General features: G+C 76.4%; 22 protein-coding genes and 1 other RNA gene. 9 read left to right on the plus strand and 14 right to left on the minus strand.

The window, feature by feature from the left end:
• The first annotated feature begins 30 nt into the window (after positions 1-30).
• Both GQ466_RS20665 and GQ466_RS20670 read left to right on the plus strand, forming a co-directional pair.
• A complete protein-coding gene (locus tag GQ466_RS20665; protein ID WP_161104635.1) occupies positions 31-1,005 on the plus strand; it encodes an ATP-binding cassette domain-containing protein in 975 nt (324 codons plus the stop codon).
• The gene (locus GQ466_RS20670; RefSeq protein WP_161104636.1) at positions 1,002-1,838 is read left to right on the plus strand and encodes an ABC transporter permease; all 837 of its coding nucleotides are present in this window, start codon (positions 1,002-1,004) and stop codon (positions 1,836-1,838) included. The genes GQ466_RS20665 and GQ466_RS20670 overlap by 4 nt, the downstream gene beginning before the upstream one ends.
• 4 nt (positions 1,839-1,842) lie before the next feature.
• Here GQ466_RS20670 and GQ466_RS20675 read toward each other — a convergent pair whose 3' ends face one another.
• Together GQ466_RS20675 and GQ466_RS20680 are read right to left on the minus strand one after the other, a co-directional pair.
• Positions 1,843-5,073: a BTAD domain-containing putative transcriptional regulator gene (locus tag GQ466_RS20675; RefSeq protein ID WP_161104637.1), complete on the minus strand. Its 3,231-nt coding sequence runs from the start codon at positions 5,071-5,073 to the stop codon at positions 1,843-1,845.
• Positions 5,074-5,171: 98 nt separating this feature from the next.
• Positions 5,172-6,533: an NAD(P)/FAD-dependent oxidoreductase gene (locus GQ466_RS20680; protein WP_161104638.1), complete on the minus strand. Its 1,362-nt coding sequence runs from the start codon at positions 6,531-6,533 to the stop codon at positions 5,172-5,174.
• A 328-nt stretch (positions 6,534-6,861) separates the two neighbouring features.
• Here GQ466_RS20680 and GQ466_RS20685 point away from each other — a divergent pair, with 328 nt between their 5' ends.
• From GQ466_RS20685 to GQ466_RS20695, 3 genes are all read left to right on the plus strand, one after another.
• Positions 6,862-7,443: a YbhB/YbcL family Raf kinase inhibitor-like protein gene (locus GQ466_RS20685; protein ID WP_161104639.1), complete on the plus strand. Its 582-nt coding sequence runs from the start codon at positions 6,862-6,864 to the stop codon at positions 7,441-7,443.
• Between the two features lie 266 nt (positions 7,444-7,709).
• The gene (locus GQ466_RS20690; protein WP_161104640.1) at positions 7,710-9,557 is read left to right on the plus strand and encodes a hypothetical protein; all 1,848 of its coding nucleotides are present in this window, start codon (positions 7,710-7,712) and stop codon (positions 9,555-9,557) included.
• Positions 9,558-9,651: 94 nt separating this feature from the next.
• Positions 9,652-10,413 carry a carbonic anhydrase gene (locus GQ466_RS20695; protein ID WP_337193559.1) on the plus strand — a complete coding sequence of 254 codons (762 nt, stop codon included), beginning with the start codon at positions 9,652-9,654 and terminating at the stop codon, positions 10,411-10,413.
• Positions 10,414-10,614: 201 nt separating this feature from the next.
• On the opposite strand, the gene GQ466_RS20700 is transcribed toward GQ466_RS20695, so the two are convergent.
• Positions 10,615-10,824: a hypothetical protein gene (locus GQ466_RS20700; protein ID WP_161104641.1), complete on the minus strand. Its 210-nt coding sequence runs from the start codon at positions 10,822-10,824 to the stop codon at positions 10,615-10,617.
• Positions 10,825-11,100: 276 nt separating this feature from the next.
• Here GQ466_RS20700 and GQ466_RS31830 point away from each other — a divergent pair, with 276 nt between their 5' ends.
• A complete protein-coding gene (locus tag GQ466_RS31830) occupies positions 11,101-13,011 on the plus strand; it encodes a hypothetical protein (protein WP_237418186.1) in 1,911 nt (636 codons plus the stop codon).
• A complete protein-coding gene (locus GQ466_RS20705) occupies positions 12,915-13,283 on the plus strand; it encodes an NUDIX hydrolase (protein ID WP_337193571.1) in 369 nt (122 codons plus the stop codon). Before GQ466_RS31830 ends, GQ466_RS20705 begins: the two co-directional genes overlap by 97 nt.
• Here the strand turns inward: GQ466_RS20705 and GQ466_RS20710 are convergent.
• From GQ466_RS20710 to GQ466_RS20735, 6 genes are all read right to left on the minus strand, one after another.
• A complete protein-coding gene (locus GQ466_RS20710) occupies positions 13,222-13,902 on the minus strand; it encodes a DUF2306 domain-containing protein (RefSeq protein WP_237418187.1) in 681 nt (226 codons plus the stop codon). The genes GQ466_RS20705 and GQ466_RS20710 overlap by 62 nt on opposite strands.
• Before the next feature lie 206 nt (positions 13,903-14,108).
• The gene (locus tag GQ466_RS20715; RefSeq protein ID WP_161104643.1) at positions 14,109-14,531 is read right to left on the minus strand and encodes a hypothetical protein; all 423 of its coding nucleotides are present in this window, start codon (positions 14,529-14,531) and stop codon (positions 14,109-14,111) included.
• A gap of 49 nt (positions 14,532-14,580) precedes the next feature.
• Positions 14,581-14,965, minus strand: an RNA gene (rnpB, locus tag GQ466_RS20720) — RNase P RNA component class A.
• A gap of 42 nt (positions 14,966-15,007) precedes the next feature.
• Complete coding sequence (locus GQ466_RS20725; protein ID WP_161104644.1) at positions 15,008-16,105, minus strand: bifunctional RNase H/acid phosphatase; 1,098 nt, start codon at positions 16,103-16,105, stop codon at positions 15,008-15,010.
• A complete protein-coding gene (locus GQ466_RS20730; protein WP_161104645.1) occupies positions 16,102-16,845 on the minus strand; it encodes a CT398-like coiled coil hairpin domain-containing protein in 744 nt (247 codons plus the stop codon). Before GQ466_RS20730 ends, GQ466_RS20725 begins: the two co-directional genes overlap by 4 nt.
• Positions 16,842-17,660, minus strand: coding sequence for a Nif3-like dinuclear metal center hexameric protein (locus GQ466_RS20735; protein WP_161104646.1), 819 nt, complete (start codon positions 17,658-17,660; stop codon positions 16,842-16,844). The genes GQ466_RS20730 and GQ466_RS20735 overlap by 4 nt, the downstream gene beginning before the upstream one ends.
• Positions 17,661-17,872: 212 nt before the next feature.
• On the opposite strand from GQ466_RS20735, the gene GQ466_RS20740 reads away from it, so the two are divergent.
• Both GQ466_RS20740 and GQ466_RS20745 read left to right on the plus strand, forming a co-directional pair.
• A complete protein-coding gene (locus GQ466_RS20740) occupies positions 17,873-18,223 on the plus strand; it encodes a DUF6191 domain-containing protein (protein ID WP_161104647.1) in 351 nt (116 codons plus the stop codon).
• An 8-nt stretch (positions 18,224-18,231) separates the two neighbouring features.
• Positions 18,232-18,594 carry a hypothetical protein gene (locus tag GQ466_RS20745; protein ID WP_161104648.1) on the plus strand — a complete coding sequence of 121 codons (363 nt, stop codon included), beginning with the start codon at positions 18,232-18,234 and terminating at the stop codon, positions 18,592-18,594.
• On the opposite strand, the gene GQ466_RS20750 is transcribed toward GQ466_RS20745, so the two are convergent.
• The 5 genes from GQ466_RS20750 to GQ466_RS20770 all read right to left on the minus strand — a co-directional run bounded on the left by GQ466_RS20750 (position 18,591) and on the right by GQ466_RS20770 (position 26,264).
• Positions 18,591-19,517: a hypothetical protein gene (locus GQ466_RS20750; protein WP_161104649.1), complete on the minus strand. Its 927-nt coding sequence runs from the start codon at positions 19,515-19,517 to the stop codon at positions 18,591-18,593. The two genes, GQ466_RS20745 and GQ466_RS20750, sit on opposite strands and share 4 nt — an antisense overlap.
• A complete protein-coding gene (locus GQ466_RS20755; RefSeq protein WP_337193560.1) occupies positions 19,514-20,752 on the minus strand; it encodes a glycosyltransferase in 1,239 nt (412 codons plus the stop codon). The genes GQ466_RS20750 and GQ466_RS20755 overlap by 4 nt, the downstream gene beginning before the upstream one ends.
• Positions 20,749-21,009, minus strand: coding sequence for an acyl carrier protein (locus tag GQ466_RS20760; protein ID WP_161104650.1), 261 nt, complete (start codon positions 21,007-21,009; stop codon positions 20,749-20,751). The genes GQ466_RS20755 and GQ466_RS20760 overlap by 4 nt, the downstream gene beginning before the upstream one ends.
• Positions 21,010-21,040: 31 nt before the next feature.
• Positions 21,041-25,126 carry a type I polyketide synthase gene (locus GQ466_RS20765; RefSeq protein ID WP_161104651.1) on the minus strand — a complete coding sequence of 1,362 codons (4,086 nt, stop codon included), beginning with the start codon at positions 25,124-25,126 and terminating at the stop codon, positions 21,041-21,043.
• Positions 25,127-25,265: 139 nt separating this feature from the next.
• Positions 25,266-26,264 (minus strand): alpha/beta fold hydrolase, encoded by a 999-nt coding sequence (locus tag GQ466_RS20770; RefSeq protein ID WP_161104652.1) that lies wholly within the window; start codon positions 26,262-26,264, stop codon positions 25,266-25,268.
• Positions 26,265-26,444: the final 180 nt, after the last annotated feature.

Below are 26,444 nucleotides of genomic sequence, written 5' to 3' on the forward strand. Positions count from 1 at the left end.
GAACCGCCACGCATCACAGAAGGAGGGGACATGCCCCACGCGATCCGGGCCGACGGCCTGGAGAAACGCTTCGGCGAGACCGTCGCGCTCGCCGACGTCTCGCTCAGCGCCGAGGCCGGCACCGTCCTCGGGGTCCTCGGCCCGAACGGCGCCGGCAAGACGACCACGACGCGCATCCTCGCGACGCTGACCGCGCCGACGGCGGGTCACGCGGAGGTCGGCGGCTTCGACGTCACCACGCACGCCCACCAGGTGCGGCGGCTCATCGGGCTCACCGGCCAGTACGCCGGGGTGGACGAGATGCTGACCGGCGCGGAGAACCTGCTGCTCATCGGCCGCCTGCTCGGGATGTCCCGCAAGGACGCCAAGGCCCGCGCGGCCGAGCTGCTGGAGCGGTTCCGGCTGTCGGACGCCGCCGAGCGCGCCGCCAAGACGTTCTCCGGCGGCATGCGGCGCCGCCTGGACCTGGCCGCCAGCCTGGTCGGACGGCCCCAGATCCTGTTCCTGGACGAGCCCACCACCGGTCTCGACCCGCGCAGCCGGGGCGACCTGTGGGAGATCGTCCGGGGGCTGACCGACGACGGCGTGACCGTCCTGCTCACCACGCAGTACCTGGAGGAGGCCGACCAGCTCGCCGACGACATCGTCGTCATCGACCGCGGGCGCGTGATCGCCAGCGGCACGCCGGACGCGCTGAAGTCCCAGGTCGGCGGGCAGGTCCTGGAGGTCACGCCGGTGCGCGCGGACGACCGCGAGGCCGCCGCGAAGATCGTCGGCGAGCTGGCCGAGGCCGCGCCGGAGATCCGCGACGCGCTGGTCTCGGTGCCCGTCGCGGACACCGGCGTCATGCCCGCCGTCGTCCGCCGCCTCGACGACGCGGGCATCGCCGTGGCCGAGCTGTCCCTGCGCCGGTCCAGCCTGGACGAGGTGTTCTTCGCGCTGACCGGCCACCACACCGACGACGCGGCCGGCGACCCCGCCGCGCGAGAGGAGGTCCCGGCATGACGACCGCGACCGCCGCCCGGCCGGGTCTCGCCACGCGCGTGACGCCCGTCGAGGCGTTCCGCCAGACCCTGACGCTGACCTGGCGCAACCTGGTGCAGATCAAGCACAACCCGATGGAACTGGTCGACCTGAGCATCCAGCCGATCATGTTCGTGCTGCTGTTCGCCTACGTGTTCGGCCCCGCGATGGCCGGGAGCGTGTCGGCGTACATGCCGATCCTCATCCCGGGGATCATCGTGCAGAACGCGCTGTTCGCGTCCATGACGACCGGGACCGGCCTGAACGCCGACGTCGGCAAGGGCGTGTTCGACCGGTTCCGCAGCCTGCCGATCGCGCGGAGCGCGCCGCTCGCCGGGCGGATCCTCGCCGACACGGTGAAGCAGGTCTGGTCGATGGCGATCCTGCTCGGCGTGGGGCTGCTCATCGGGTTCCGGATCGAGACGTCGTGGCTGAACCTCGTCCCGGCGTTCCTGCTGCTCCTGGCGTTCGCGCTGCTGTTCTCGTGGGCGTCGGTGTTCATCGGGCTCGCCGTGGACGCCCCGGAGAAGGTGCAGATCTTCGGGTTCACGGTCATCTTCCCGATCACGTTCCTGTCGAACGCGTTCATCCCCGTCTCCGACCGCTACCCCGGCTGGATCCGGGCGATCATGGAGAACAACCCGGTGTCCAAGCTCGGCGACGCGCTGCGGGGCCTGCTCGTCGGGCACCCGGTCGGCAACCCGGCGGGCGACCAGCCGGTCGGCGGCCCGGCCCTCACCGCGCTGCTGTGGGGCGTGGCGATCGCGGCCGTGTTCGTGCCGCTGTCGCTGCGCCTCTTCCGCCGCAACACCTGAGCCGTCAGCCGGGCGTGCGGGCCGGGCCGGACGCGGCGGCGACGTCCGCGAACGTCACGGCCCGGCCCCGGTCGCGGGCGGCGGCGAACGCGGGCTCGCCGAGGGCGGCGCGGACGGCGGTGTCCACGGCCGTGACGTCCGCGAGCGCCAGGTCGGGCCCGCCGCGCAGCGCCTCGGCCGTGCCGAGCAGTTCGGCGGCGCGCACGGCGTCGCCGTCGTGCAGGGCCAGCGCGGCGGCGCCGCCGAGCGCGTGCGCGAGGACGGGGTAGTCCAGCGCCGCCACGGCCGCGCGCACGGCCCGGTCGCACCGGTCGCGGGCGGCGGCGCCGTCCCCGTCGGCGAGGTCCAGCAGCGCAGCGGACGTCAGCACGGTCGCGTGGAACTGCGGCGGGCCGGTGAGCCGGGCGGCGGCGGCCTCGGCGGCGGCGAACCGGGCGCGGGCCTCGTCCCGGCGGCCGAGCCGCAGCGCGAGGACGCCGAGCCAGTAGGTCATGAGCGCGGCGCCCTCCGGCGCGCCCGCGCGCTCGGCCCGGCGCCGCCCGTCGCGCAGGACGGCCGCCGCGCGGTCCCGCTCGCCCGCCAGGAACAGGGAGTTCGCGAGCTTCGTCCGGGAGAACGGGTTGGCCGCCTCGCCCTCACCCAGGCTCTCCTGGAGCCGCAGCGCCTCGGTCAGCAGCCGCACCGCCGCCCGGTGCTCGCCCGCGCGGGCGAGCAGTTCGGCGCGCGCGTCCAGCGTGAACGCCAGGCCCCAGCGGTCGCCCGCCGTCCGGAACGCCTCCTCGGCGGACGCGTAGTGCCCGGCGAGCCGGGCCGTCCGGCCGAAGTTCCCCGCGATCTGCCCGCACGCGAACGCCGCGACCCCGCGCACCCACGGGTCGGGGTCGGCGCGGAGCGCGCGCAGCGCCGGCAGCACCTCGCCGTCCGGTTCGGCGGCGATCATCGCCTCGCTCCACCCGCCGCCGAACAGCTCGAACATGACGGTCACCAGCCGCAGCACGGGATGGGCCGGCCGTTCCCCGGACGCCGCCACGATCGCGTGCGCCTCGCGCAGCCAGGCCACGGCGTCGGCCGAGTGCTCGCCGTCCATCAGCGGCATCGCCGAGACCGCGAGGGCGAGCGCGGTCGTCGTGTCGCGCGGGACGTCCGGCAGCGCCAGCGCCTGCGCCATGTGCTCACGGCTCTCGGCGACCCGGCCGCGCAGGTACCAGTACCAGCCGAGCGCGGCGCAGAACCGGACGGCGGTCCGGGCGTCCCCGGCCGCGACCGCCCCGCGCAGCGCAGCGTTCAGGTTGTCGTGCTCGGACGTGAGGCGGGCCAGCCAGACGAGCTGGTCCGCGCCGTGCAGGCGCGGCGCGGCCGTCTCGGCGAGGTCCAGGAAGTACGCCGCGTGCGCGCGCCGCACCGCCGCCTCCTCGCCGGACTCGGCCAGCCGGTCCAGCCCGTAGGCGCGGATCGTCTCCAGCATCCCGTAGCGGGGCGCGCCGCCGGACGCGTCCACGGTGACGAGCGACTTGCCGACCAGCGCGGTCAGCACGTCCAGGACGTCCGCCCGGTCCAGCCCGGCGCCCGCCCCGACGATCTCGGCGGCGTCCAGCGTCGCGCCGCCGTGGAACACCGCAAGCCGCCGCCACAGCGCCCGCTCCGGCGCGGCCAGCAGGTCGAAGCTCCAGTCCACGACGGCGCGCAGCGTCCGGTGCCGGGGCAGCGCCGTCCGGCTGCCCGCGCGCAGCAGCCGGAACCGGTCGTCGAGCCGGTCGGCGACCTGCGCCGGGGTCAGCGCGCGCAGCCGCGCGGCGGCCAGCTCGATCGCCAGCGGCACGCCGTCCAGCGCCCGGCAGATCCGCAGGACGTCCGCGGCGTTGGCGTCGGTGACCGCGAACCCGGGCGCCGCCGCTGCCGCCCGCTCGGCCAGCAGGCGGACGGCCGGGTACTCCAGCGCCGCCGCCGCGTCCACCGGCCCCGGCGGCGCCGCCAGCGGTCCGACGGGCCACAGCGCCTCGCCGGTGATGCCGAGCGGTTCCCGGCTGGTGGTGAGGATCCGGACGTCCGGGCAGCCCGCCAGCACCCGGTCGGCGAGCCGCGCCGCCGCGTCCAGCAGGTGCTCGCAGTTGTCCAGGACGAGCAGCAGCCGCCGTCCGCGCAGCGCCCGGACGAGCCGGTCCAGCGGATCCCCGGCGTCCCGCGCGGGCAGCCCGCCGCGCACGCCCGGTCCGAGGCCCGCGCCGGGCAGCCGCAGCGCCGCGAGGGCGGCCGGGGCGACCTCGCCGGGGTCCTCCACCGGCGCCAGTTCGACGTTCCACACCCCGCCGGGGAACTCCGCCGCCCGCGCGCCCGCCTCCAGCGCCAGCCGCGTCTTGCCCGCGCCGCCCGGCCCGGTGAGCGTGACGAGCCGTCCGGCGGCCAGCAGCCCGGCCACGCGCTCCAGGTCGCGGTCGCGGCCGACGAAGCTGGTCAGCGGCGCGCGCAGGTTGCCCGGCGGCTCGTCCGGAGTCTCCTGTGGGGGCGCCAGCAGGACCGGGTCCCGCCGCAGCATCGCCACGTGCAGGTCCGCCAGCTCCGGCGACGGGTCGACGCCCAGCTCGTCGGCCAGCTCCCGGCGCAGCGCCGCGTACTCCGCGAGCGCGTCGGCCTGCCGTCCCGCCGCGTACAGGGCGCGGATCAGCCGGGCGCGCAGCGGCTCGCGCAGCGGGTCGGCGGCGACCAGCGCCGCCAGCTCGGGGATCAGCCCGGCGTGCCCGCCGAGCGCGAGGTCGGCGTCCAGCCGCTCCTCCAGCGCCGCCCGGCGCAGCGCCTCCAGCCGCGCGGCGCGCGCGTCGGCGGCCGGACGGCCCCGCGCGTCGGCCAGGGCGGGCCCGCGCCACAGGTCCAGCGCCGCGCGCAGTCCGGCGGCGCGGTCGGCGGCGGATCCGGCGCGGCGGGCGGCGGCGACGCGGGTCTCGAACTCGTGGGCGTCCACCGCCTCGGGCGGCACCGCCAGCCGGTACCCGGCGGGCGAGGACGGCACCAGGTCGCGCCCGATCGCCGCCCGCAGCCGCGACACGAGCGACTGGACGGCGTTCGGCGCGGCGGCGGGCACGTCCTCCCCCCACAGCGCGTCGACGAGCGCGTCCACCGGGACGGGGCGTCCGGCGTCCAGCGCGAGCAGGGCCAGCAGCGCCCGCAGCCGCGCGCCGCCCACCGCGACGGGACGGCCGTCCGCCGTGACCTCCAGCGGGCCGAGGATCGCGATCCGCACCCGCCGATTGTCCCCCATCCCGGGCACCGGGCCGGGACATGCGGACGCCCCGGCGGTCACGGGGACCACCGGGGCGTCCGGCCGGGAGAACGGGCGGGTCAGGCCGCGTTCTCCTTCGGCTTGGCGTCCGCCGTCGCGGCCAGCTCGAACTCGGCGCGCGGCTGCTCGATGCTGCCGAGCGAGACGGTCTCGCGCTTGAAGAACAGCGCGAGCGTCCAGTCGGCCAGGACGCGGACCTTGCGGTTGAAGGTCGGGACGCGCGACACGTGGTACGTGCGGTGCATGACCCAGGCCGGGAAGCCCTTGACCTTGATCCCGTAGGTGTTCGCGACGCCCTTGTGCAGGCCGAGGCCCGCCACCGAGCCCACGCTGTTGTGGACGTACGGCTTCAGCGACTTGCCGCGCAGCGCCCGGACGAGGTTGTCCGCGAGCACCTTCGACTGCCGCACCGCGTGCTGGGCGTTCGGGGCGCAGAACATGCCGTCCTGGGTCAGGTCCGGCACGGCCGCGTTGTCACCGGCGGTGAACGCGCGGACGACGCCCTCGACCGTCAGGTACTCGGTCGCCTTCACCTGGCCGCGCTCGTTCAGCGGGAGGTCGGAGTTGCGGACGACCGGCGCCGCCTTCACCCCGGCCGTCCAGACCAGCGTGCCCGCCGGGAAGCTGCTGCCGTCCGAGCACTCGATCACGCCGCCGACGGCCGACTGCAGGAACGTCTTGAGCTTGACGTCGATGCCCCGGCCGCGGAGCTGCTCGGCCGTCCAGCGGCCCATGTCCGGGCCGACCTCGGGCAGGATGCGGTCGGCGGCCTCGACGAGGACGAACCGCAGGTCCTGCGGGGTGACCTTGCGCATGTACTGGACCGCGCCGCGGGCCATGTCCTCCAGCTCGGCGAGCGCCTCGACGCCCGCGAAGCCGCCGCCGACGAACACGAAGGTCAGCGCCTTGCGGCGGATCTCCTCGTCGTCGGTCGACTCGGCGATCTCCAGCTGCGCCAGCACGTGGTTGCGCAGGTGGATCGCCTCGCCGATGGTCTTGAAGCCGATGCCGTTCTCGGCGAGGCCGGGGATCGGGAGGGTGCGGGAGACCGAACCGGCCGCCATGACGAGGTAGTCGTAGGAGATGCGCTCCGGCGGCCCGGCGAGGGGCTGGACGATCGCCCATCGCTCGGCGTGGTTCAGCTCGGTCACGCGGGCGTTGCGGACGACGCAGCGGGGCAGCACCCGGCGCAGCGGCGCGACGACGTGGCGCGGGGAGACGTTCCCCGCGGCGGCCTCGGGAAGGAACGGCTGGTACGTCATGTACGAGTTCGGGTCCACGACGGTGATGCTGACGTCGCCCGTCTTCAGCTCGCGGCGCAGCTTCTTCTGCAGTCGCAGAGCGGTGTACATGCCCACATAGCCGCCACCCACGATGAGGATGTGGGGAGCGCCAGGGGTTCCCTCGGCGGTCCTGGCCATTGCGGCCCTCCAATGTTCACGGTCGGCTTGTGAAGACATTCACAAGCTAGCCGATGGCACGGACCAAACGCCAACCGGTATCCATGAAAGAACGCCCGTTCTTTCCGTACCGGCAAATTGGACCGCGCCCAGGGCGTGAACTTCGCCACTCCTTCTCCCAGAAACGGTCATCCAGCAGCAAACCACGCATGACTAACGTCACACCACGAATCTGCCGGGCGCGCGGAGCCGCGAGCCGAAGTCCCGCCCCACCCCGCCGCACACTCTATGGTTGGGGCGGACGAGGAAGGGGGCGCCCGCGCGGGCGTGCGACGCGGGACGAAGCATCATGAGCATTGACCGACGCCCGGCCCTGGCCGCGGCGGGCGCGCTCGCGCTCACCGCGCTGCTGAGCGGCTGCGGAACGGTCGGCCTGCCGGAGAACGCCAGCGCCGAGCTTTCCGACGGTTTCACCGTGACCAGCCCCGCGTTCCACGATGGCGGCGACTTGCCCACGCGGTTCGCCTGCGCGACGTACTCTGGCTCCGACGCCCTGGGCCGGACCCCGCCGTTGCGGTGGTCCGGGGCGCCGACGGGCACGCGGTCGTTCGCCATCGTCATGGACGACCCGGACGCCAGCGACGGGGCCTACGTGCACTGGGTGTACGCGGGCATCGACGGCAACAGGCAGGAACTCGTCGAGGGCACCCATTTGGACAAGACGGTGGAGGGGCTCAACACCGGCAAGAAGGTGGGCTACAGGCCGCCGTGCCCGCCCAAGGGGGAACGGCACCGCTACCGGTTCACCATCTACGCCCTGAACTCCCCCGCGCCGTTCGCGAACGGGGCACCGCTCAAGGACTCGCTCGCCGCGATAGCCGAGCACGTCATCGCCCGGGGCAGGATCACCGGGAACCTCGGCGGCAGGTAGGCGCGTTCAGTCATGAGGCCGTCCCGCCCGCGACGCCGCCGGGGTCCCGATCCGGGACACCGGCCGACAGACAGGCGCCGTCCGGCCGGACTGGCCGTACGGCACACCGCCATGTGAGGGTAGATGTGCACGAAGGGTGTGACAACGGTCATAGCGGTCGGCCAGAATCAATCTAGGTCCGCGGGAAACCGGCTGCTTGCGACAATGGGCACGGCCCCGTGGTCCGTGCCTGGGACTCTCGCCGGGCCAAGGCATTGGGTGGTGGCATGACTTCTTACATCGTGGTCTTCGGCCTGATCGTGGTCGTCGTCCTCGTGGTGATCCTCGTCGCCCTGGGGCTGCGCGCCAGCAGAGCCGGGCAGGACGACGACGACTGGATGGACGAGGAGCCGCAGCAGAGCCGCGGCAGACGCGCCGCTCCCCCCGTCCCGGACCAGCAGGCCGACGACGGCTACGGGCACGACGCCGACGGCTACGGCGCCGGTCCGCAGCCCGGCGCGCCCGCCGAGGCCCCCGAGTTCGACCGCCGCGTCGCCGGCGGTGGCGGCGGGCCGCTCGCCGCCCCGCCCTCCCCCGCGTCGGCCGCCCCGTCCCGGGGCGGCTCCAGCGACGAGCTGGAGGACGACGACTACTGGGCGACGATCACCTTCGACAAGCCCAAGTTCCCCTGGCAGCACGACGACGCGGGCGACCGCCGCGAGCCGGACCCGGCGGCCGATCCGCTGAACGTCCAGGCGGCGCAGGCGGCTCCGCAGCCCGGTCCGCAGACCGGCCCCCAGACCGGTCCGCAGGCGGTCGAGCCGCCCGGCCTCACCCAGCCGGTCCCGGCGGACATGTTCCCGAACGGCGTGCCGGGCTCCACCGGCCCGCAGCAGGCGCCCGGGTCGTTCGCGCCCGCCGCGTTCGGCGCCGACCCGTCCGCGACGGCCAGCGACCCGCTCCCGGTCGAGCCGCCGTCCTACGACCAGCCGTCCTACGACCAGCCGGTGTACGAGCAGCAGCAGCCCTCGTACGACCAGCCCTCGTATGACCAGCCGTCGTACGACCAGCCCTCCTACGGGCGCACCGAGCAACAGGGCTACCCGGACAAGCCGGGCTACGGCGAGTCCTATCCGGACTCCCAGCCGACGTACGGCACGCCGGAGCCCGCGCCGTCCTACGACTCCTCGCCGTACGGCGGCGACCCGCTCGGCGGGGGGCTGTCGGTGCCGCCCGCCGCGACGCCGTCCCCGGCGTCGTCGTTCGACCGGCCGTCCGACCCGCTCGGGCTGCCGCTCGGCCGCTCCGAGGAGCCCGCCGCGCCCGCCGCGAGCTGGGACTCCGGGCCGCTCGCCCCGCCGCCCGCGACGCCCCCGCCCGCGCCGCCGGTCACCCCGCCGGTCACCCCGGCCGCGCCGCAGCCGGCCGCCGCGGACACCGACGGCGGCAGCAAGCTCCCGACCGTGGACGAGCTGCTCCAGCGCATCCAGTCCGACCGGCAGCGGTCCGCGAGCACCCCGGCCGCGCCCGCCACCCCGGCCTCGTCGGGCGAGACGCAGAGCACGTCCTACGGGAGCGGGCTGCCCGACCCGCTCGGCGGCGACCCGCTGAGCACCGGGCCGACGTACGGCGGGTCCTCGTCCTCGTGGTCGTCGTCGGCGCCGTCCACGCCGTCCTACGACACCGAATCGTCCGGAACGTCCAGCGGCGGGTACTCCACCAGCGGCACGGGCGGGTACGGGACGTCCGGCGACGGCTACCCGAGTTCGCCCTACGGCGACCCGCTGAGCACCGGCCCCACGTACGGCGGGTCGTCCTCCTACGGGACGACGGGCGAGCAGCCGTCCGAGCCGGGCCGCTACGGCGACTTCAGCGGCAGCAGCTACAGCGGTTCGAGCGACCCCCTCGGCACGGGCGGCACCCCCGCGCCCGCCTACGACCCGAACGCGACCCAGGCGTACGGCGGCGGGTACTTCGGGCCGTCGTCCGGCAACCAGGACCAGCAGGGCGGCTACCCGGCCGCGCCCGGCACCCCGGCGCCGGAGAACGGCGGCCGGTACGGGTCGTCCTATCCCGGCCAGGAGCCGCGCTCCCCGCAGGACGACTGGGAGAACCACCGCGACTACCGGCGCTGACGGCGTCCGCGCCGGACCGGCGCGCTCCGGTCTCGCTCTGAGGGAAGGGTCACCGCACCGCGCGGTGACCCTTTTCATTTGGTATGAAAGAGATGTGACAGGTGATTCGTCCGCATCGCGCCCTTCGTCCCAGCGCTGGTGGGCCCCCTGGGCGAACCGGAAGCGCCGGGCCCCGGCCGATCTCGACGCGCCCGGGGTCTCGCCGAGCGACGTGCTGCTCGACGGCGTCCGCGACTACCACGGCACGATGGCGCCGCTCGTCCGGCCGATCATGGCCGAGCTGGCGTTCGCGCAGAAGCCGCAGCACCTCTTCATCACGTGCGTGGACTCGCGCGTGGTGCCCAACATCATCACCGCGAGCGGCCCCGGCGACCTGTTCATCAACCGCAACGTCGGCAACCTCGTGCCGCGCTTCGGCTCCCGGACGCCGGACGACTCGGTGGCCGCGACCGTCGAGTACGCGGTGAACGTCCTCGGCATCCGGACGATCACCGTCTGCGGCCACTCCAACTGCGGCGCGATGGCCGCCCTGCTCGCGGGCGGCACCGAGGTCGAGCACCTGCGCTCGCTGACGCACTGGCTGCGCCACGGCCACCGGAGCCTCGCCCGCTTCCTGGACGAGGGCCCCGACGAGCGCGCGCCGCTCGCCCGCCTCTGCCAGATCAACGTGGAGCAGCAGCTCGACAACCTGCTCACCTACCCGTGGCTGCGCACGATGGTGGACGCCGGGGACGTCGAACTGGTCGGCCTCTACCTGGACCTGGAGTCCGCCGAGGTCAGCGCCCTGAACCGCGAGACCCGCGCGTTCGCCCCCGTCGCCGGCACACCTCCGCAGGAACCCGTCCCGGCCCCCTGACGCCCCCTGACGCCGCCCCCTGGCGCCCCGCCCCTAGCCCCTGGCTCCCCGTCCCGAGCCCCTGACGATCCGCCCGGGCCCGTCCCGGTCCGCGGACGGCCTGCATCAGCCCGTCCGGCCCCCGACGGCTCGGACGGGCCTTCCATCCAACCCCGGACGCGGCAGGGCCGCCCCGCTCCGGTGCGGGGCGGCCCGTCCCCGTCAGCGGCGCACGAGCCGCTCGTCGTCGCGCGCGGCGGCGGGGAGGTTCCCGCCACGCACGTACATGCCGGTCAGCCGCCGCGCGCGGCGCGCGTGCGCCGAGGACGCCGGCTGGAACAGGGAGTCGTTGCGGCTGGCCCGGGCGAAGTCCACGAGCCAGCCGATGAGCAGGAGGGGCACCAGCGCGAGCGCCGGCAGAAGGACGATCATCTGCACTCCTCTCCGCGGGGCTCGTCGCGCCCCGCCGGCCGCCGCCGGTCGTCGCCGCCGACCGGCCGTGTTCCTCACGGTAGGCCGCGCCACCGCACGACTTTGTGTCCGGCGACCCGAATTCTCCGGTAATTCGCCACACCCCGCCCACAAACGAAAAATCCACCGCTCCGGCCGCCGGACGAGGCCACGAACGGCCATCCCGCCGGACCGGGATCTCCGCGCTGCCATGCTGCGTCTCACTGAAGAGAGAACCGTCGCGGCAGAGGAGGATCATTGACCACCGGGCATGTCGGTGACGTCAGTTTCACGAAGCTCCTGTCCGGTGATCTCGCCGGGACCATCGCGGCGGTCCCGCAGGCGCTGGACAACCAGTGGCTCGACCGGGAGCTGCTCGGCGCGTCGCTGGCGAAGGGCGGGATGTCCAAGCGCGTCGCCCGGGAGCACGCCGACCGGGCGCGCCGCGAGTACCTGCGCTCGCTGCTGAACGCCGAGAAGATCATCGTCAACCGGGCGTACTTCTACAACAGCCACGCCGTCTACTCCGACTACCTCACCGAGGGCCCCGACGAGCGGGCGTTCCGGGAGCTGCTGGCCGGCGCGGTGATCGTCCCGCTGCTCCTCCAGGAGACCTCGCCGCTGCCCGAGGACGACGTGGCGTTCGACGTCGGCGCGGGCTTCGCGGCGTGGCGCCGGATCGCCGAGAGCACCGAGATCTCCTGCCTGCGGCTGTCCTGGGACGACCGCGAGAACGACCACCTCGCCCGCGCCGCCTACCGGGGCTACGCGGAATTCCTCACCGGCTTCAACCACTTCGAGGCGTCCGCGCTGCGCCGCGACTTCGACCTGGACCAGGAGGAGGCGGCGAGCGCCCTCCTCCGGCTCAAGGAGATCGCGCGGTGGGCGTTCGAGGAGACGTCCGAGGACCGCCCGGTGACGCGGCAGCGGGTGTACGAGCGGTTCGTGACCAAGCCCGGGATCAACGTCGCGGAGCGGCAGTACGACCCGTCCCAGCCGCACGTCGCGACCGTGAAGCAGCTGGTCGACCTGAAGTACAACACCAACCTCGCCGACGCGTTCGACGTCTTCACCCTCACCCCGAGCGACACGGCCCGCCGCACCGCGCTCCAGGAGGGCCTAGCCCTCGCCCGGCGGCGGCGCGACGCCGCGCCCCCGCAGACCACCGACGCGGACGAGCTGATCCACGCGCTGCGGACGCTGGCGTTCGAGGAGGTCCAGGGGCTGCTGGAGGCCGTGCCGACGCTCGACCGGCTCACGCTGACCGACATCCGCGACGTCCGCGCGGAACGCGAGTGGCGCGCCTACCGCAACGCGCTCGCCGGGCTGCTGGAGCGTCCGTCGGTGCAGGCGCTGACGGACCCGGAGATCGGCGTCGTGGCGATCAGCCGCGCCTACCTGGAGATGATGAACAAGGCCGAGGAGATCCACGCGCGGAACTGGGCGCAGGGCGGCGGGCGGCGCTTCGAGGCGCTGACGGAGATCGCGATCGACATCGGCTCCCTTACGATCAATGTCATGTATCTGAACGGTCACGCGCTGGGGTTCCAGGTCGCCGGGGAACTCGGCGCGCTGGCCGGGTCGCGGGTGGCGCGGGTGACGCTGCGGCTCGGCATCGGGCGCTTCCTCGCGGGCCGGGCGCGGCACCGGATCGAGACCACGGCCCAGCTCCTCGACCTGCGGATGGACGACCCGTACCGGGAGGCCGGGAAGCTGATCGCGTACCTGACCCGGGAGGCGGCCGACACTGATCCCGGCGTGACCGGCTCCGACCTGTCGAGCGAGGGCGAGGGACGGCGCCGGACGACGCGCTGGCGGAGTACGCCCGGCTGCGCGCGGCGCGGCCGGGCCTGTTCGGCAACCCGTCGGCGGCCCCGTTCCCCATCCTGGACGAGATCCCGCCGGAGGGCGGCCCGTACGGCGTGCTCTACCGGGACCCGTACGTCACGCTCGTCCGGGACCCGGTGCGCTTCCCGGACGGGCGGGTCGCCGGTTACGTCCGGACGGTCCCCGCCCACCACGGCGGGTCGGTGGTCTTCCCGGTCTACGCGGGCAAGGCGGTGCTGCTGCGCGTGTTCCGGCACGCGACGCGGCGCTGGCACGTGGAGTTCCCGCGCGGGTTCGCCGAGGCGGGCGAGACCGGCGCGCAGACGGCGGCGCGGGAGCTGACGGAGGAGGTCGGCGTCCCCCCGGCGGTCGTCGAGCCGCTCGGCACCCTGCACACCGACACGGGCATGACGTCGGGCGAGGTCGGCCTGTTCTGGGCGCGGATCGACGCTCCCCCGCGTCCGGGCGGCGGCGAGGGCATCGACCGGGTGCTGCTCGCGGACGCCGCCCGGCTCGGCGCGCTGCTGGACGACGGGACGATCACGGACTCGTTCACGCAGGTCGCGGTGCTGAAGGCGGAACGGCGGGGGCTGCCGCCCTTCGGCGGCGGATGAGGTACTCGACGAGGACGAGGTTGACGATCCAGCCGAGGGCCTGGCCGACGGGGATCGTGCCGTCGACCAGGGCCTGCCGCCCGCCGGCGGGGGTGCCCTCGATCGCCAGGCGGGCGAGCAGCAGAAACGGAACAAGGATCCGGGACGTGACGGCGAGGAACGTCAGCGCGTAGTTGCGGGTCATCCAGTCGCGGTGCGCGGCGTGGTCCCCGCGGCGGGCGGCGCGGACGGCGAGGAACGCCGTCACCGGCCAGAGCAGCGCCGGGATCGTGAGGCCGATCTGCGTGAGGAGCCGTCCCGACAGCAGCGCGACCGGGACGCCCGCCGCCGCCGACGGCAGCACCCCGGCGAACACGTAGCAGCGGCCGAGGACGCGGTGGACCCGGCGCCGCGCCCGCACGGCGGGCAGGAACTGGAGCGGGCCGAGGACGAGCGCGACGAACGCCGTGAAGATGTGCGTCACCAGCAGGGCGTAGTGGACGCCGTGCGCCTCGACCCGGCCGCCGTCCATGTCCAGCGTGGCGTAGGGGACGACCAGGACCGTCCCGACGACGACGGCCACGGCGAACAGCAGCAGCAGCCGGCGCGGGTTGCGCGGCCCCTCCACGGTGTGCGCCAACGGTCCTCCCAGGGTCGCGCGGCGGCGCACGGGACCGGGCCGCCGCTCCGGACGAGCGATCGGCCCTCATCGTCGGCGCACGACCCGCCCGTCCGCGTCCCCCACCGGGCGACACCCGCCCTAAGCCCCCGGGAGTACGCACCCCGTCCCCGCCTGCGCACAGCGCACGCCCGCATGACGCCCCGAGCCCGCCGGCGGCGCGGGGGTCAGTGGCGGCGGGTGAGGCTGTCCAGGACGAGGCTCGCGCCGATGCCGAGGAGCCAGGTGTCCTTGGCGATCGGGACGCCCTGTTCGGTCGGGCGGAGGCTGTTCTCGCGGCGCAGGCCGGGCGTCTTCAGGTACAGACCGACGAGGCCGCCCGCGAAGGCGGTGAGCGCCGCCCCCGCGACGAGCGACGGGACGAACGGCAGGACGAGCGCGGCGCCGAGCGCGATCTCCGCCTGGGACAGCCGCCGGGTGAACTCCTCGGCGTCCATCTTCCCCAGGAACGGATAGGTCCCGGCGGCCATGCCGTGGATCCCGGCGGCGGTCTTCTCGTCGGCGCCGGACTTGCTCAGCCCGGAGTTGAGGATGAACGCCCCGGCGGCCAGCCGCGCGGGCATCTGGTGAAGCAGGGTCAGTTTCGCCATGATGACCCGATTCCCCGGCCGACCCGGCCCAATCACCCAGGTGGGACGGCGGACGAGTCGGCCTGTAAGCCGGGTTCTGTCCCCGCCTCGCGGCGGGTGACGGCCATCCATCTCGGGCCGCCGTTGCCGACGGCCTCCAGCGGTCTACCCGCAGGCTCGGGCGGGCCGCCCTCGAACGCCTGCGCGGAGAACTGGCGCTCTCCTTCTTGACCTTGCTCCGGGTGGGGTTTACCGAGCCGCCCACGTCACCGTGGGCGCTGGTGAGCTCTTACCTCACCGTTTCACCCTTACCACCGGCGCGCCGGTGGCGGTCTGCTTTCTGTGGCACTGTCCCGCGGGTCGCCCCGGGTCGGCGTTACCGACCACCCTGCCCTGTGGAGCCCGGACTTTCCTCGACGGGGATCGCTCCCCGACGCGACCGTCCGGCCGGCTCGTCCGCCGTACCCAGAGGATAGTGGACGCGGCAGGAATTCCGGTCAGCCGAGGTGGTGGGTGTCGTTGAAGGCGCGCAGGACCGCGGGCCCGTCGGCGTACCACTGGACGGACGACAGCGATGCCACGTCCAGGTGCATCCGGTAGAGCGCGTTCATCGGCGCGCCGAGCGCCCGCCGGACGAGCAGCTTGATCGGCGTCACGTGCGACACCACGAGCACAAGCTGCTCCCGGTGCCGCGCCGTCAGCTCGTCCAGCGCCGCGTCCACCCGCCGGGCGGCCTGCGCGAAGCTCTCCCCGCCGGGCGGGGCGACGGCGGGGTCGGCGAGCCAGGCCCGCAGCGCGTCCGGGTCGCGTTCGCCGACCTCGGCGAACGTCAGGCCCTCCCAGGCGCCGAAGTCGGTCTCGCGGAAGCCGGGCTCGACGCGGACGGGCGCGCCGGTCGCGGCGGCGACCTCCTCCGCCGTCGCCCGGCAGCGGACGAGCGGGGACGTGACGATCGCGTCGAGCCCGGCCGTCTTGAGGGCCCGCGCGGCGGCACGGGCCTGCGCGCGACCGTTCTCGGTGAGCGGGAAGTCGCCCGTCCCGGCGAAGCGGCGCTCCACCGACAGCGGCGTCTCGCCGTGCCGGAGCAGCAGCGTCGTCGTCGGCGCGGTCGTCGCCCCCGACCATCCCGGCGTCGCGGCGGGCGCGGGCGCGGCGCCCGAGCGCTCCCACTCCTCGCCGCGCGCGGCGGCGTCCATCGCCTCGTTGGCGAGCCGGTCGGCCGCCGCGTTGTCCGCCCGGGGCACCCAGCCGTACGCGACCGACCCGAGCGTCCCGGCGATCTCGCGGGCCTCCAGCGCCAGCGGGACCAGGTCCGGGTGCTTGACCTTCCAGCGGCCCGCCATCTGCTCCACGACGAGCTTGGAGTCCATCCGGACCTCGACGCGCGCCCCGGCGTCGATCGACGCCGCGAGCCGCAGCCCCTCGATCAGCCCCCGGTACTCGGCGACGTTGTTGGTGGCGTGCCCGATGGACCGGGCGTGCTCGGCCAGGACCTCGCCGGTCCGCGCGTCCCGGACGAGCGAGCCGTACCCGGCGGGCCCCGGGTTGCCCCGCGACCCGCCGTCGGCCTCGACGATCAGCGTCCGTCCGGTCACAGGCCCGACTCGGCCGTGCGGACGAGGATCCGGCGGCACTCCTCGCACCGGATCACCTCGTCCGGCGCGGCGGCGCGGATGCGGTTCAGGTCGACCGTGTTGAGCGTGAGGCGGCACCCCTGGCACGACCCCCGGTGCAGGACGGCTGCGCCGACGCCGCCGAACTGGCCGCGCAGCTTCTCGTAAAGCGCGAGGAGATCGTCCGGAATATCCCCGGCGACGCCCTTGCGCGCGGCCGTCGTCAGCTCGACCTCCGAGTCGATCTTCTGCTGCGCCTCGTCGCGGCGCGCCTGGAGCGCGGTCAGCTCCTCCTCGGCCTTCTCCCGCTCGGCGCGCAGCGCGGCGACGCGGGCGTCGGCGGCCTCCCGGCGCTCCATGATCTCCAGCACGACCTCCTCCAGGTCGGACTGGCGGCGGTGCAGCGACTCGATCTCGGTCTGGAGGCCGCTCAGGTCCTTGGCGGACGTGATCTGCCCCGAGTCCAGCCGCTTCTGGTCCCGGTCGGCGCGGGCGCGGACCTGGTCCACGTCCTGCTCGGCCTTGCGCTGCTCGCGGTCCAGGTCGCCGACCTCGGTCTCGGCGGCGACGATCGCGTCGCGCAGCTCGGTGCGGCGGGCCTCCAGCCGCTCGATCTCGGCCAGCTCCGGCAGCGTGCGGCGGCGGTGGGCCAGCCGGTCCAGCGAGCCGTCCAGCTCCTGGAGGTCGATCAGGCGTTTCTGCGCGTCCGGTGCGGCTTTCACTTCACTCCTTCGTCGTGCAGGCTCCACGCGTCGGTGACGAGCGTGGACACCCTGGTCTCCAGTGTGCCCGGACCGAGCCGCTCGGTGAGCCGCCGCTCGGCGTCCGCCAGCCAGGGCCACTCGGTCGCCCAGTGTGCTGCGTCCACGAGGGCGGGGCCGTCCTGTTCGGCGAATTCGGTCGCGGGATGGTGGCGGAGGTCGGCGGTGAGGTACACGTCGGCGCCGACGGCGCGGGCCGCACCGAGCAGGGAGTCGCCCGCGCCGCCGCAGACGGCGACGGTCGCGACCGTCCGGCCGGGATCGCCCGCCGCCCGGACGCCCCACGCCGTGGCGGGCAGGCCGCGCGCGACGGCGGCGGTGAACGCGGCGAGCGTGACGGGCTCGGCCAGGGTCCCGACGCGGCCGAGCCCCCGGCGCGGATCATCGGCGGACGGCACGAGCGGGCGCAGCTCCCCCGTCACCCCGACCGCGCGGGCCAGCGCGTCCGACACGCCGGGGTAAGCGACGTCGGCGTTCGTATGCGCGGTGAACAGCGCGACGCCGTTGCGGATCAGGGTGTGGACGGCCCGTCCCTTGGGCGTCGTCGCGGCCACCCCGGTGACCCCGCGCAGCAGCAGCGGATGGTGCGCCACAATCAGGTCGGCGTTCCACGCGACGGCCTCGGCCACGACCGCAGCCAACGGGTCCACGGCGAACAGCACGCGCCGGACGTCCTGGTCCGGATCGCCGGTGACGGGCCCGACCGCGTCCCAGGACTCGGCCCAGGCGGGCGGGTACAACTCGTCGAGGGCCGCGAAGACGTCGGAGAGGCGCACGACCGGCAGGCTACCGCCCGGCGGGGTGCCGCCGGAGCGGGCGGAGGTCGGCGCCGGGGGCCGCCGGCGGCTAGGGTGTGGAGGTCGCGGAGTCCCAGGTGAGCGCGTTCCGGCGCGCGGCCGGGGACGGCGCGGCACGACCCGGGGCGGCTCCGCCGTCCGTCCGCCCGGTCGGCGGGATCAAAATGCCGGCTCATCGCGTTGGAGTGTGTGTGAAGTCACCTTTCCGCCGCCGCAGGCGCGTCAAGGGGCGCGCGGCCGTCAGGCGCGCGCCCGTGGAGCAGGAGACCGTCGACTGGCCCACCGAGGGCACCGGCAGGTCGTCGCTGATGGGCGCGATCCGGGGCGACGGCGAGACCGGCGCCGGGTTCGGCGGCGGCATGTTCGAGGACCTCGCCTCCGCGTTCGAGGGCTCCCGCAAGGTCAAGCAGGAGGAGCAGGAGGCGCAGAAGGTGCGCCGGCAGGACGACCACCGCCAGGAGGGCGGGGGGCGCGACGACCTGGACTCGGGGCGGATCCGCATCCGGCGCGGGCCGGGCGGCGGTTCCGGCACGTCCGCCTGATCTGTCCCGTGGGGGCCGAGGTACCGCCTGGATGGCCCGGCGAGGTGCGCCCGCCGGGCGCCGAGGGGTTCGAGGAGACGGCGCTGGCGTGGCTGCTGGAGATCGTCCCGCCCGAGTACCGGCGGTACGGGGTGCTGCGCCGGTATCCGGTCGCGCTCGCGCGGATGGCGCGCCAGCACGTCGCGGCGTCGGTGACGGCGGCGCGCGAGGGCTTCCGGTCGGCCCGGGTGGAGTTGAGCGCGACGGTGCCGCCGCACGGCGTCGAGGCCGTCTTGGACGCCTACCGGGCCGAGGGGACGCGGCTCGTGGCGCTGGCGGCGGCGGTCGAGCTGGTGGAGGCGGCGTTGCTGCGCGTCCCGCCGCGCGACTAGGACGGTGTGGCCAGGCGGAAGCGCGGCGCCCGGCCGAGACTTTCGGTGATGAGCGCGCGGACGCCCGGCACGGCCGTCAGCGGGACCAGCGCGACGACGCAGCGGCCGAGCGCCCGTCCGCCTAACGCCCCCGCCGCCCGCGCGGCGGCCAGCGCCTCGTCGGCGGCCCGCGAGCCCGGCAGGTGCGCCTCGGTGAGCAGCGGCCCGAGTTCGGCGACGTTCCCGGTGCGCAGCACGGCGGCGGCCCGGTCCACGACGCCGAGCGGCGCGGGCCCGGCGGGCGGCGCGGGCGCGTCCGGGCCGAGGTCGGCGATCAGCAGCCGCAGCCCGGCCGCCGCCAGATCGCACGGCAGGTGCCGGATCTCGCCGCCCGCGACGAACAGCGCGTGCGCCTCCCGCGCCCGCAGCGACGCCGTGTAGGACGGGTCGTGCGGACGGCGTCCCGGCCCGACCGGCGGCCCGTACAGGTCGCCGAGCGCGAGCGACACCGCGCACCGCGCCGCGCCGCCGTCCACCAGGCCGAGCGCCTCGGGCAGCTCCCGGTTCAGGACGATCCGCGCGGCGGGCGGCGGCACGGAGTGCGCGGTGAGCGCGGCGACGGCGGGCACCGCCCACGCGGGGACGGCCCCGGCCGCGACGGTCGCCGCGAGATGGTCGGGCCCGGTGGTGAAGCGGTCGGTGTGCCGGTTCGCCGAGGACAGGTCGACGCGGCCGTCGCGGGACCGTCCGGCCGCGACGACGGCGCCCCACGGCAGGGCGAGGGCGAGCGCGGCGCCGTCCGGGCCCGCGAGCAGCGTGCAGCCGCCGCGCACGTGCCGGACGGTCTGCGGCGCGCTCCCGTTGACGCGGCCGAACAGGTCGGCGGTCAGCCGGATCTCCGGCGGCGGGACCGGGTCGGCCGTGCCGGCGCCGGCGGCGGTCACGTCAGCTTCTCCAGCCGGTCGGCTGCGGCGGCGGCCCCTCCCGCCGCGCGGAAGGAGTCGCGGACGCGGACGGCGGCGGCCCGGTAGGACGGGCCGGTGAGCACGTCGGCGAGCGCGGCGCGCAGCTCGGGGGCGGTGCACCGGCCGAACCGCACGGACCGTCCGGCGCCGCACGCCTCGACCTGCCGGGCGACGACGGGCTGGTCGTCGCGGATCGGCGCGACGACCTGCGGCAGCCCGTGCGCCAGCGCCTCGGTGACCGTGGTGTGGCCGCCGTGCGAGACGACGGCCGCCACGTGCTCCAGCAGCGCCCGCTGCGGGACGTGCGGGAACACCAGGGCGTTCGGCGGCGGGTCGGGCAGTTGCGCGTCCGTCGCGACGATGACGGCCTGGACGTCCATCCCGGCGACGGCGTCGGCGGCGGCCCGGTGGAACCGCGCGGCGGCCGGGCCGTCGGCGCCGCCGAGCGTGACGAGGACGACGGGCCGTCCGTCCAGCCGGTCCAGCGGGAAGTCGCCGCGCGGCGGGCGGCCGAGCGCGGGGCCGACGAACGCGACGTGGTCCGGGAAGTAGGACACGTCCCCGAACAGCGCGGCGGTGCTGTAGACGAGCGCGAGGTGGTCGGAGAACCGCAGGTCGACGAGGTCCTCGATGCCGTTGTCGAGCTGGAACCCGCCGATCAGGTCGCGGATCCACTCCTCGACGAGCGGCAGCGCGGCGAGCGGCCGGGTGAACTCGGCCGAGGTGGACGCCGACGTCGCCCAGGGCAGCCCGCGCCGCCGCGCGGCGACCGGGGCGGCGAGGACGTGCTGGTCGGCGACGACGACGTCCGGGCGGAACCGGTCGATCGCGTTCTCGACGCCGGGCAGCATCGCGTGGCCGAGCGGGACGAGCAGGCGTTCCCATCGGAAGCGCAGCGCGGCGGGCCCGCGCAGGTCGCGGCCCTCGCGGCGGGCGGTGTCCAGGGCGGCGGTCCAGGCGGGGTCCTCGGCGTGGAAGACCCGCGACCCGCCGCGCAGCAGCGGTTCCAGCCGTCCGCGGTGCCCGGCCCACGCGACGCGGTGGCCGCGCGCGGCCAGCTCGTCGGCGACGGCGCGGGCGGGCGCGACGGCCCCGGCGACGGGCGGGACGGCGAACAGGAACCGGCGCCGCTCGGGCCCCTCGTCCTCGGGCGGGACGGGCGCGCTGCCCATGATCGTGTCCAGCGACGGCACCTGGACCCGGCGCGCCCTCACCGCGTCCCCCCGTCGACGTACGCCGCCAGTTCGCCGACGGTCAGCCCGATCAGCGCGTCGATGTCCAGCGCGGCGAGCAGGCCCGGGACGTCCGCGCCGTAGCGTTCGCGCAGCTGCCCGGCGAGCGCGGCGAACTCGACGCTCTCCAGCGCGAGGTCGCCGAACAGGGCGGTGCCGGGTCCGATCCGGGCGGCGGCCCGCTCGCCGGCGATCCCGGCGAGCAGGCCGGTGATCTCGGCGACGGTGGTCGCGGTCATGTGCTGTCCTCTCGGCGGGCACGGGTACGGGTCATGGGGCGGGGGCGAGGACGACGCGCGGCTCGTCCCCGTGCGCCAGCTCGTGCAGCAGGACGCGCACGGCGGCGTCGGCGTCGCCCGGCCCCCAGTCGGCGGCGAGGACGCGGCAGCCGAGCGCCTCCCGCCAGAGCGGGACGAGCGCGGCGCAGGCGTCGTGCGCGGCGGCGTGGTCGGCCCGGCCCGCGCCGCCGAGGACGGCGAAGAACCGCAGGCCGCGCGGGACGGCGGCGGCGAGCGCGCGGGCGCCGTCCACGCGCGTCCGGTAGACGCGGTCGAACAGGCGCGGCGACATGTCGCGGACGAGCCGGTCCGGCGCGAGCCCGGCGGCGTGGACGACCCCGTCCAGGCGGCCGTGGCGGCGGCGGACGTCGGCGACGAGCGCGCGGACGGCGGCGGCGTCGCGCACGTCCGCCTGGTGGTACCGGACGGACGCGCCGAGGTCGCGCAGCGTCGAGCGCATCTCCCGCTCGGCGAGGACGCGGCGGACGGCCCGGTCGACGTCCCCGGACGTCCGCCGGGCGAGGACGCGGCGCAGGGCGGCCTCGTCGCGGGCGGCGGCGAGCGCGGGGTCCTCGGGCGGCGGCTGCGGCGCGCGGCCCGCGAGTTCGAGCCGGCAGCCGGTCGCGGCCAGCGCCCGCGCGACCCGGGCCGGGACGCCGCGCGCTCCCCCGGTGAGCAGGACGACCGAGCGCCCGTCCAGGCCGAGTCCGCCGCGCGGGGCGGGCAGCGCGGCCGGGACGGCCTCCGGCGCGAGCCGGGCCGCGCCGGAATGGACGACGGCGACGGGTCCCTCGGCGTCGAGGAGTTCGGCGAGCAGCAGGGCGGCGAGCGCGGCGGGCGCGCGCTCCTTGGCGTCCACCTCGACCGACCGGACGCGCACGCGCGGGTACTCGCGGGCCAGCGTCCGGGCGAGGCCCTGGAGCCCGGCGCCCGCCTCCCCGCCGGACGCCAGCAGCACCCAGCGCGGCCCCCCGGCGAGCGCCGCGCGGATCCCCGCGTACGCGCCGGGCAGCACGGGCGCGGCGCCGGGCCGCAGCGCGCCGAGATGGATCAGCCCGTCGCACGGGCCGCCCGCGTCGGGCGGCGTGGTGACCCGGGCGCCCTGGCGTTCGAGCAGGTCGGCGAGGGCGAGCGCGACGCCGCCGCCGTCGTCGGCCACGACGAACCTGCGCCCGGCGAACCGGCCGGGCGCGGGCTCGGGGACGGGCAGCGGCGGCAGGTCCCGGGTCCGGACGACGTGCCGGACGGGCTCGGCGGGCCGGACGTCGGGCAGCACGACCGCGTCCCGTCCGGCGAACAACGCGGACGCGTCCACCGGCACCCCGGCGGCGGCGAGTTCGGCGAGCGCGAGCAGCAGGCGCGGCAGGCCGGGCTCCCCGGCGACGTCGCAGGCCACCGCGCGGTGCGGCCGGTCCCCGAGGATCTCCCCGACGAGGCCGGTGAGCGCGTCGCCCGGCCCGGTCTCCACGAACACCCGCGCGCCCGCCGCGTACATCGCCTCGACCAGCTCCACGAACCGGACGGGCGCGGCGGCCTGCCCGGCGAGCGCCGCCGCGAGCGCGCCCGGCTCGGCGGGATGCGGGGCGGCGGTCGCGCCGGACCAGACGGGGAACGCGGGCGAGCGCAGGTCGCGTCCGGCCAGGGCGCGGCGCAGCGGCGCGGCGGCGCCCGCGACGGACGGCCCGTGCAGCGCGCAGTCGACCGCGAGCCGTTCCACCGGCAGGCCGCGCGCGGCGAGCGCCGCGACGGCCCGGTCCAGCGCGGCCGTCGGGCCGGACACCACGACCTGGCGGGGCGCGTTGTGCTGCGCGACGACCACGTCGGGAATGCCCGCGAGCGCGGCCCGCACCGTGCCGGGCGCGGCGGCGACGGCGGCCATACCGCCGGGGTCCCCGTCGGCGGCGCACGCGGCGTCGCGCAGCGCGGCGGCGCGGGCGGCGCCGAGCGGGACGAGGTCGCTCTCGGCGATCACCCCGGCGGCGCACAGCGCGACCAGCTCGCCGGCGCCGTGCCCGGCGGCCAGGTCGGGCCGGACGCCGAGTTCGGTGAGCAGCCGATGGACGGCGAGGCCGACCAGCGCGGGCGCGTCCCGCCGCCGGGGCGGCCCCGAAGCCGGGAACAGCGCGGCGACGCCGTCCGGTCCGGCGAGGCGCAGCAGCCGCCGCAGGCGCGGGAACGCCAGGAACAGGTCGGCGGGCGGACGTGCGGGCGCGCCGTCGTGGCCCGGGTGCAGGAACGCGACGGCGCCGGGCGCCGGGGTCGCGGGGAACACGCCGGGCGCGGGCCGGGCCGCGCGCACGGCGTCGATCTTGGCGAGCAGGTCGGCGCGTCCGGTGGCGACCAGCGCGGCCCGCACCGGACCGGTCCAGGCCGCGCACGTGCGGGCGAGGTCGCGCAGCCGGACGCCGTCGCGGCGGGCCAGTGCGGCGAGCCGGGCGAGGGCGGCGTCCCGGTCGGCGCCCCGGACGAGGAACAGCTCCGCGGGCCAGGCGTCCAGCCCGGACACCGGGTCGGGCGCGCCGTCGTAGCCGGTGAGGACGGCGTGGAAGACCGTCCCGCCGAAGCCCGCGCCGCTGACGGCCGCGACCCGCGCGCCCGGCTCGGCGGGCCACGGACGGGCCGCGTCGCCCGTCGCGAACGGCCCACCGCCGGGGACGGCGTGCGGCGTCGCGGGCAGGATCCCGGTGTGCAGGGCGTGCGCGGCCTTGACCAGCCCGGCCAGGCCCGCCGCGCACCGCGTGTGCCCGATCCGGGACGTGACGGCGCCGAGCGTCGCGGTGCCGGGCGGGGCGGCGGCGTGGACGGCGGCGAGCGCGTCCGGGTCCACGCCGTGCGCCTCGACCAGCCCGGCGGCGGGCAGCGGGTCCGCGCCCGTCCCGACGGACGCGACCAGCGCGTGGACGCGGTCGCCGTCGCGCTCGGCGTCGGCGCGGCGCTTCAGCACCAGGCACGCGGCGGCGAACGGACCGCCCCGGGCGCCGTCGAAGGACGCCGCGCCGCCGCACAGCACGGTGTCGCTCGTCCCGGCGGCCAGTTCCTTGCAGGCGGCGTCGAGCGCGGCGAGCGGGGACGCGCACGCGGCGTCCACGGTGTAGGCGGTGCCGCCGAGGCCGAGCCGGGACGCCAGCCAGGCCGCGATCCCCCCGTCCGCGCCCACGATCACGGCGGTGCGGGCCCGGTCGAACGGACGGTCGGCGTATCCGGCGTCGGCGAGCGCGCGGCCCGCGACGTCCAGCGCGAGCCGCGCCGGGTCCCCGCCGGGCGCGGCGGACGGGCGCGGGCGCGTCCCCGCGACGACGTGCGCCCAGTGCCGGGCCGCGTCCGGCGCGCCGGGGAACGCGCACCCGACCCCGACGACCGCGATGTCGAGCGGCGCGGGCCGGGCGGGCGCGGCGCCGCCGTGGACGCGGGCGTCGATCGCCGCGCGGAACGCCCGCACGACCCCGCCCGCCGTCTTGTGCCGGACGGCCGGGGACGCGGCCGGGTTCCCGGCGAGCGCGGCGGCCACGTCGGCGGGCAGCCCGGTCTCGCGGGCGAGCGCGAGCTGCAGGTCCAGGACGATCCCGGCGGCGCCGTCGGCCACCGCCCGCGCCGCCCCGGCCGGGTCCAGGTCGCCCGCCGCGTACACCGGGCGGGCCAGCCGCGACCCGGCGAGCAGGCGCGGGAGCAGCGAGTCGCGGGCGATGAGGCCGCCGGGCGGCCCGTCGCCGTCCAGCAGGCGCAGCGCGGCGGCGACCTCGCCGAGATCGGTGACCTCCAGCAGGGCGCGGCGGCCCGCGGCGTACGCGGCGGCGGCGTCGGAGCGCAGGACGGTCCCGGCCAGGACGACGGCGCGGACGGCGGCGGGCAGCTCGTCCGGCCGCACCCCGCAGCCCGCCGGGACCCGGACGCCGAACGGGCCGCGCCACCAGCGCCCGACCTCGGCGAGCGCGGCCAGCGCGACCTGCCGGTCGGTGCCGAGGTCCAGGACGCCGAGCCCGCCCGCCCGCGCGACCGCCACCGCGACGCGCGGCGCCGGCCGGCCGAACGGGCCGATGCCGACGATCTCGCCGGTGGTTTCCCCGGTGGAGCCCGTCATCCGTCGCCCTTCCGCCATCCCTCGCCCCGCCCGGGGACTCGTGCGAACCGGTCCGCCACACTACGTTCCGTGACGATGTGATCGCAGGGACGACACACCAGGGATGGCGGAATCCGCGCGAAACCGGGGGCGGGGCGCGTCAGCCGGAGGCGGCGGCCACTCGGCGGGGCGCGCGGATGCCGTGCCGGACGGTGCCCTCGTCCAGCCAGCGGTCCAGGTGCGCCCACGTGGTGCGGCGGGCGGACCGGCCGGTGAGGACGCCGAGGTGCCCGCCCGGCGCGACCGCGAACCGCACCTGCGGCGCGCGCGGCAGCAGCCGGGTCAGCGGCCGGACGGACGCGACGGGCGCGACGTCGTCGGACTCCCCCGCCACGGCCAGCACCGGCACGCGCACGCCGTCCAGCCCGACGCGGCGGCCACCGATCGCGACGCCGTCCCGGGCGAACGCGTTGCCGCGCAGCAGCGTCCGGTAGATTTCGGCGGCCGGCGGCCCGGCGGCGAGGTTCGCGAAATGGTCGACGGCCTCGGCCTGGGCGAGGAATTCGGCGTCGTCCAGATGCGTGATCGTCCGGTAGGGCCGCAGCAGCGAATTGTCGATCCCGGTGAGCCGCCGGGCGCGTTTCAGGGCCGTCTGCGGCAGGGGAACGGTGCGGCGGACGGCGGCGGCGTCCACCGGCGTCGCGATCACCGCGACCGACGCGATCGGCAGGTCCGGGTCGGCGGCGGCGGCCAGCAGCGCGGCCAGCCCGCCGAGGCACCAGCCGACGAGCTGGACGGGCTGCCCGCCCGCGGCGGCGCTGACGGTGCGGACGGCGTCCGGCAGGACGGTCCCGGCCAGGGTCGCAAGGTCCGGGTCGGCGCCGGGATCGAGCAGGTAGCTCAGCCGTCCGGCGTTCACGACGTGCTCGGCGAGGCTGCACCCCCGGCGCAGGTCGTAGCAGCGCGCGGGCGCGGCGGGCGACGGGACGAACAGCACGGGCGGCCCGGCGGGCACCACCCCCCGGGGCGGCCGGTACCGGCGGACGAAGCCGTCCGACGTGTCGGCGGGCATGGGCCGCAGGTCGGCCACACCGCCGTACAGGACCTTGTGGGCGACGTTGACGGCCACGGTGCGCAGCGTCCGGGGGGAGCGAATCATTTCTTTGTCATCCATCTCCAGGCGGTGTCCGGACGCGAGGGCCGATTGGCCGGAGCCGGTCGGTGCTCGCCGTGAGGCATTTCTATCCTGGCCCCCGATCCGGCGAAATCTCCAGCCGATGAAGTGCGTGTTAAATAACGTTGACAACCGTCCGGTAAGACGCGAACGCGCGCGCGGAAT

This window comes from Actinomadura rayongensis, from assembly GCF_009831215.1.
Taxonomy (GTDB): Bacteria; Actinomycetota; Actinomycetes; order Streptosporangiales; family Streptosporangiaceae; genus Spirillospora; species Spirillospora rayongensis.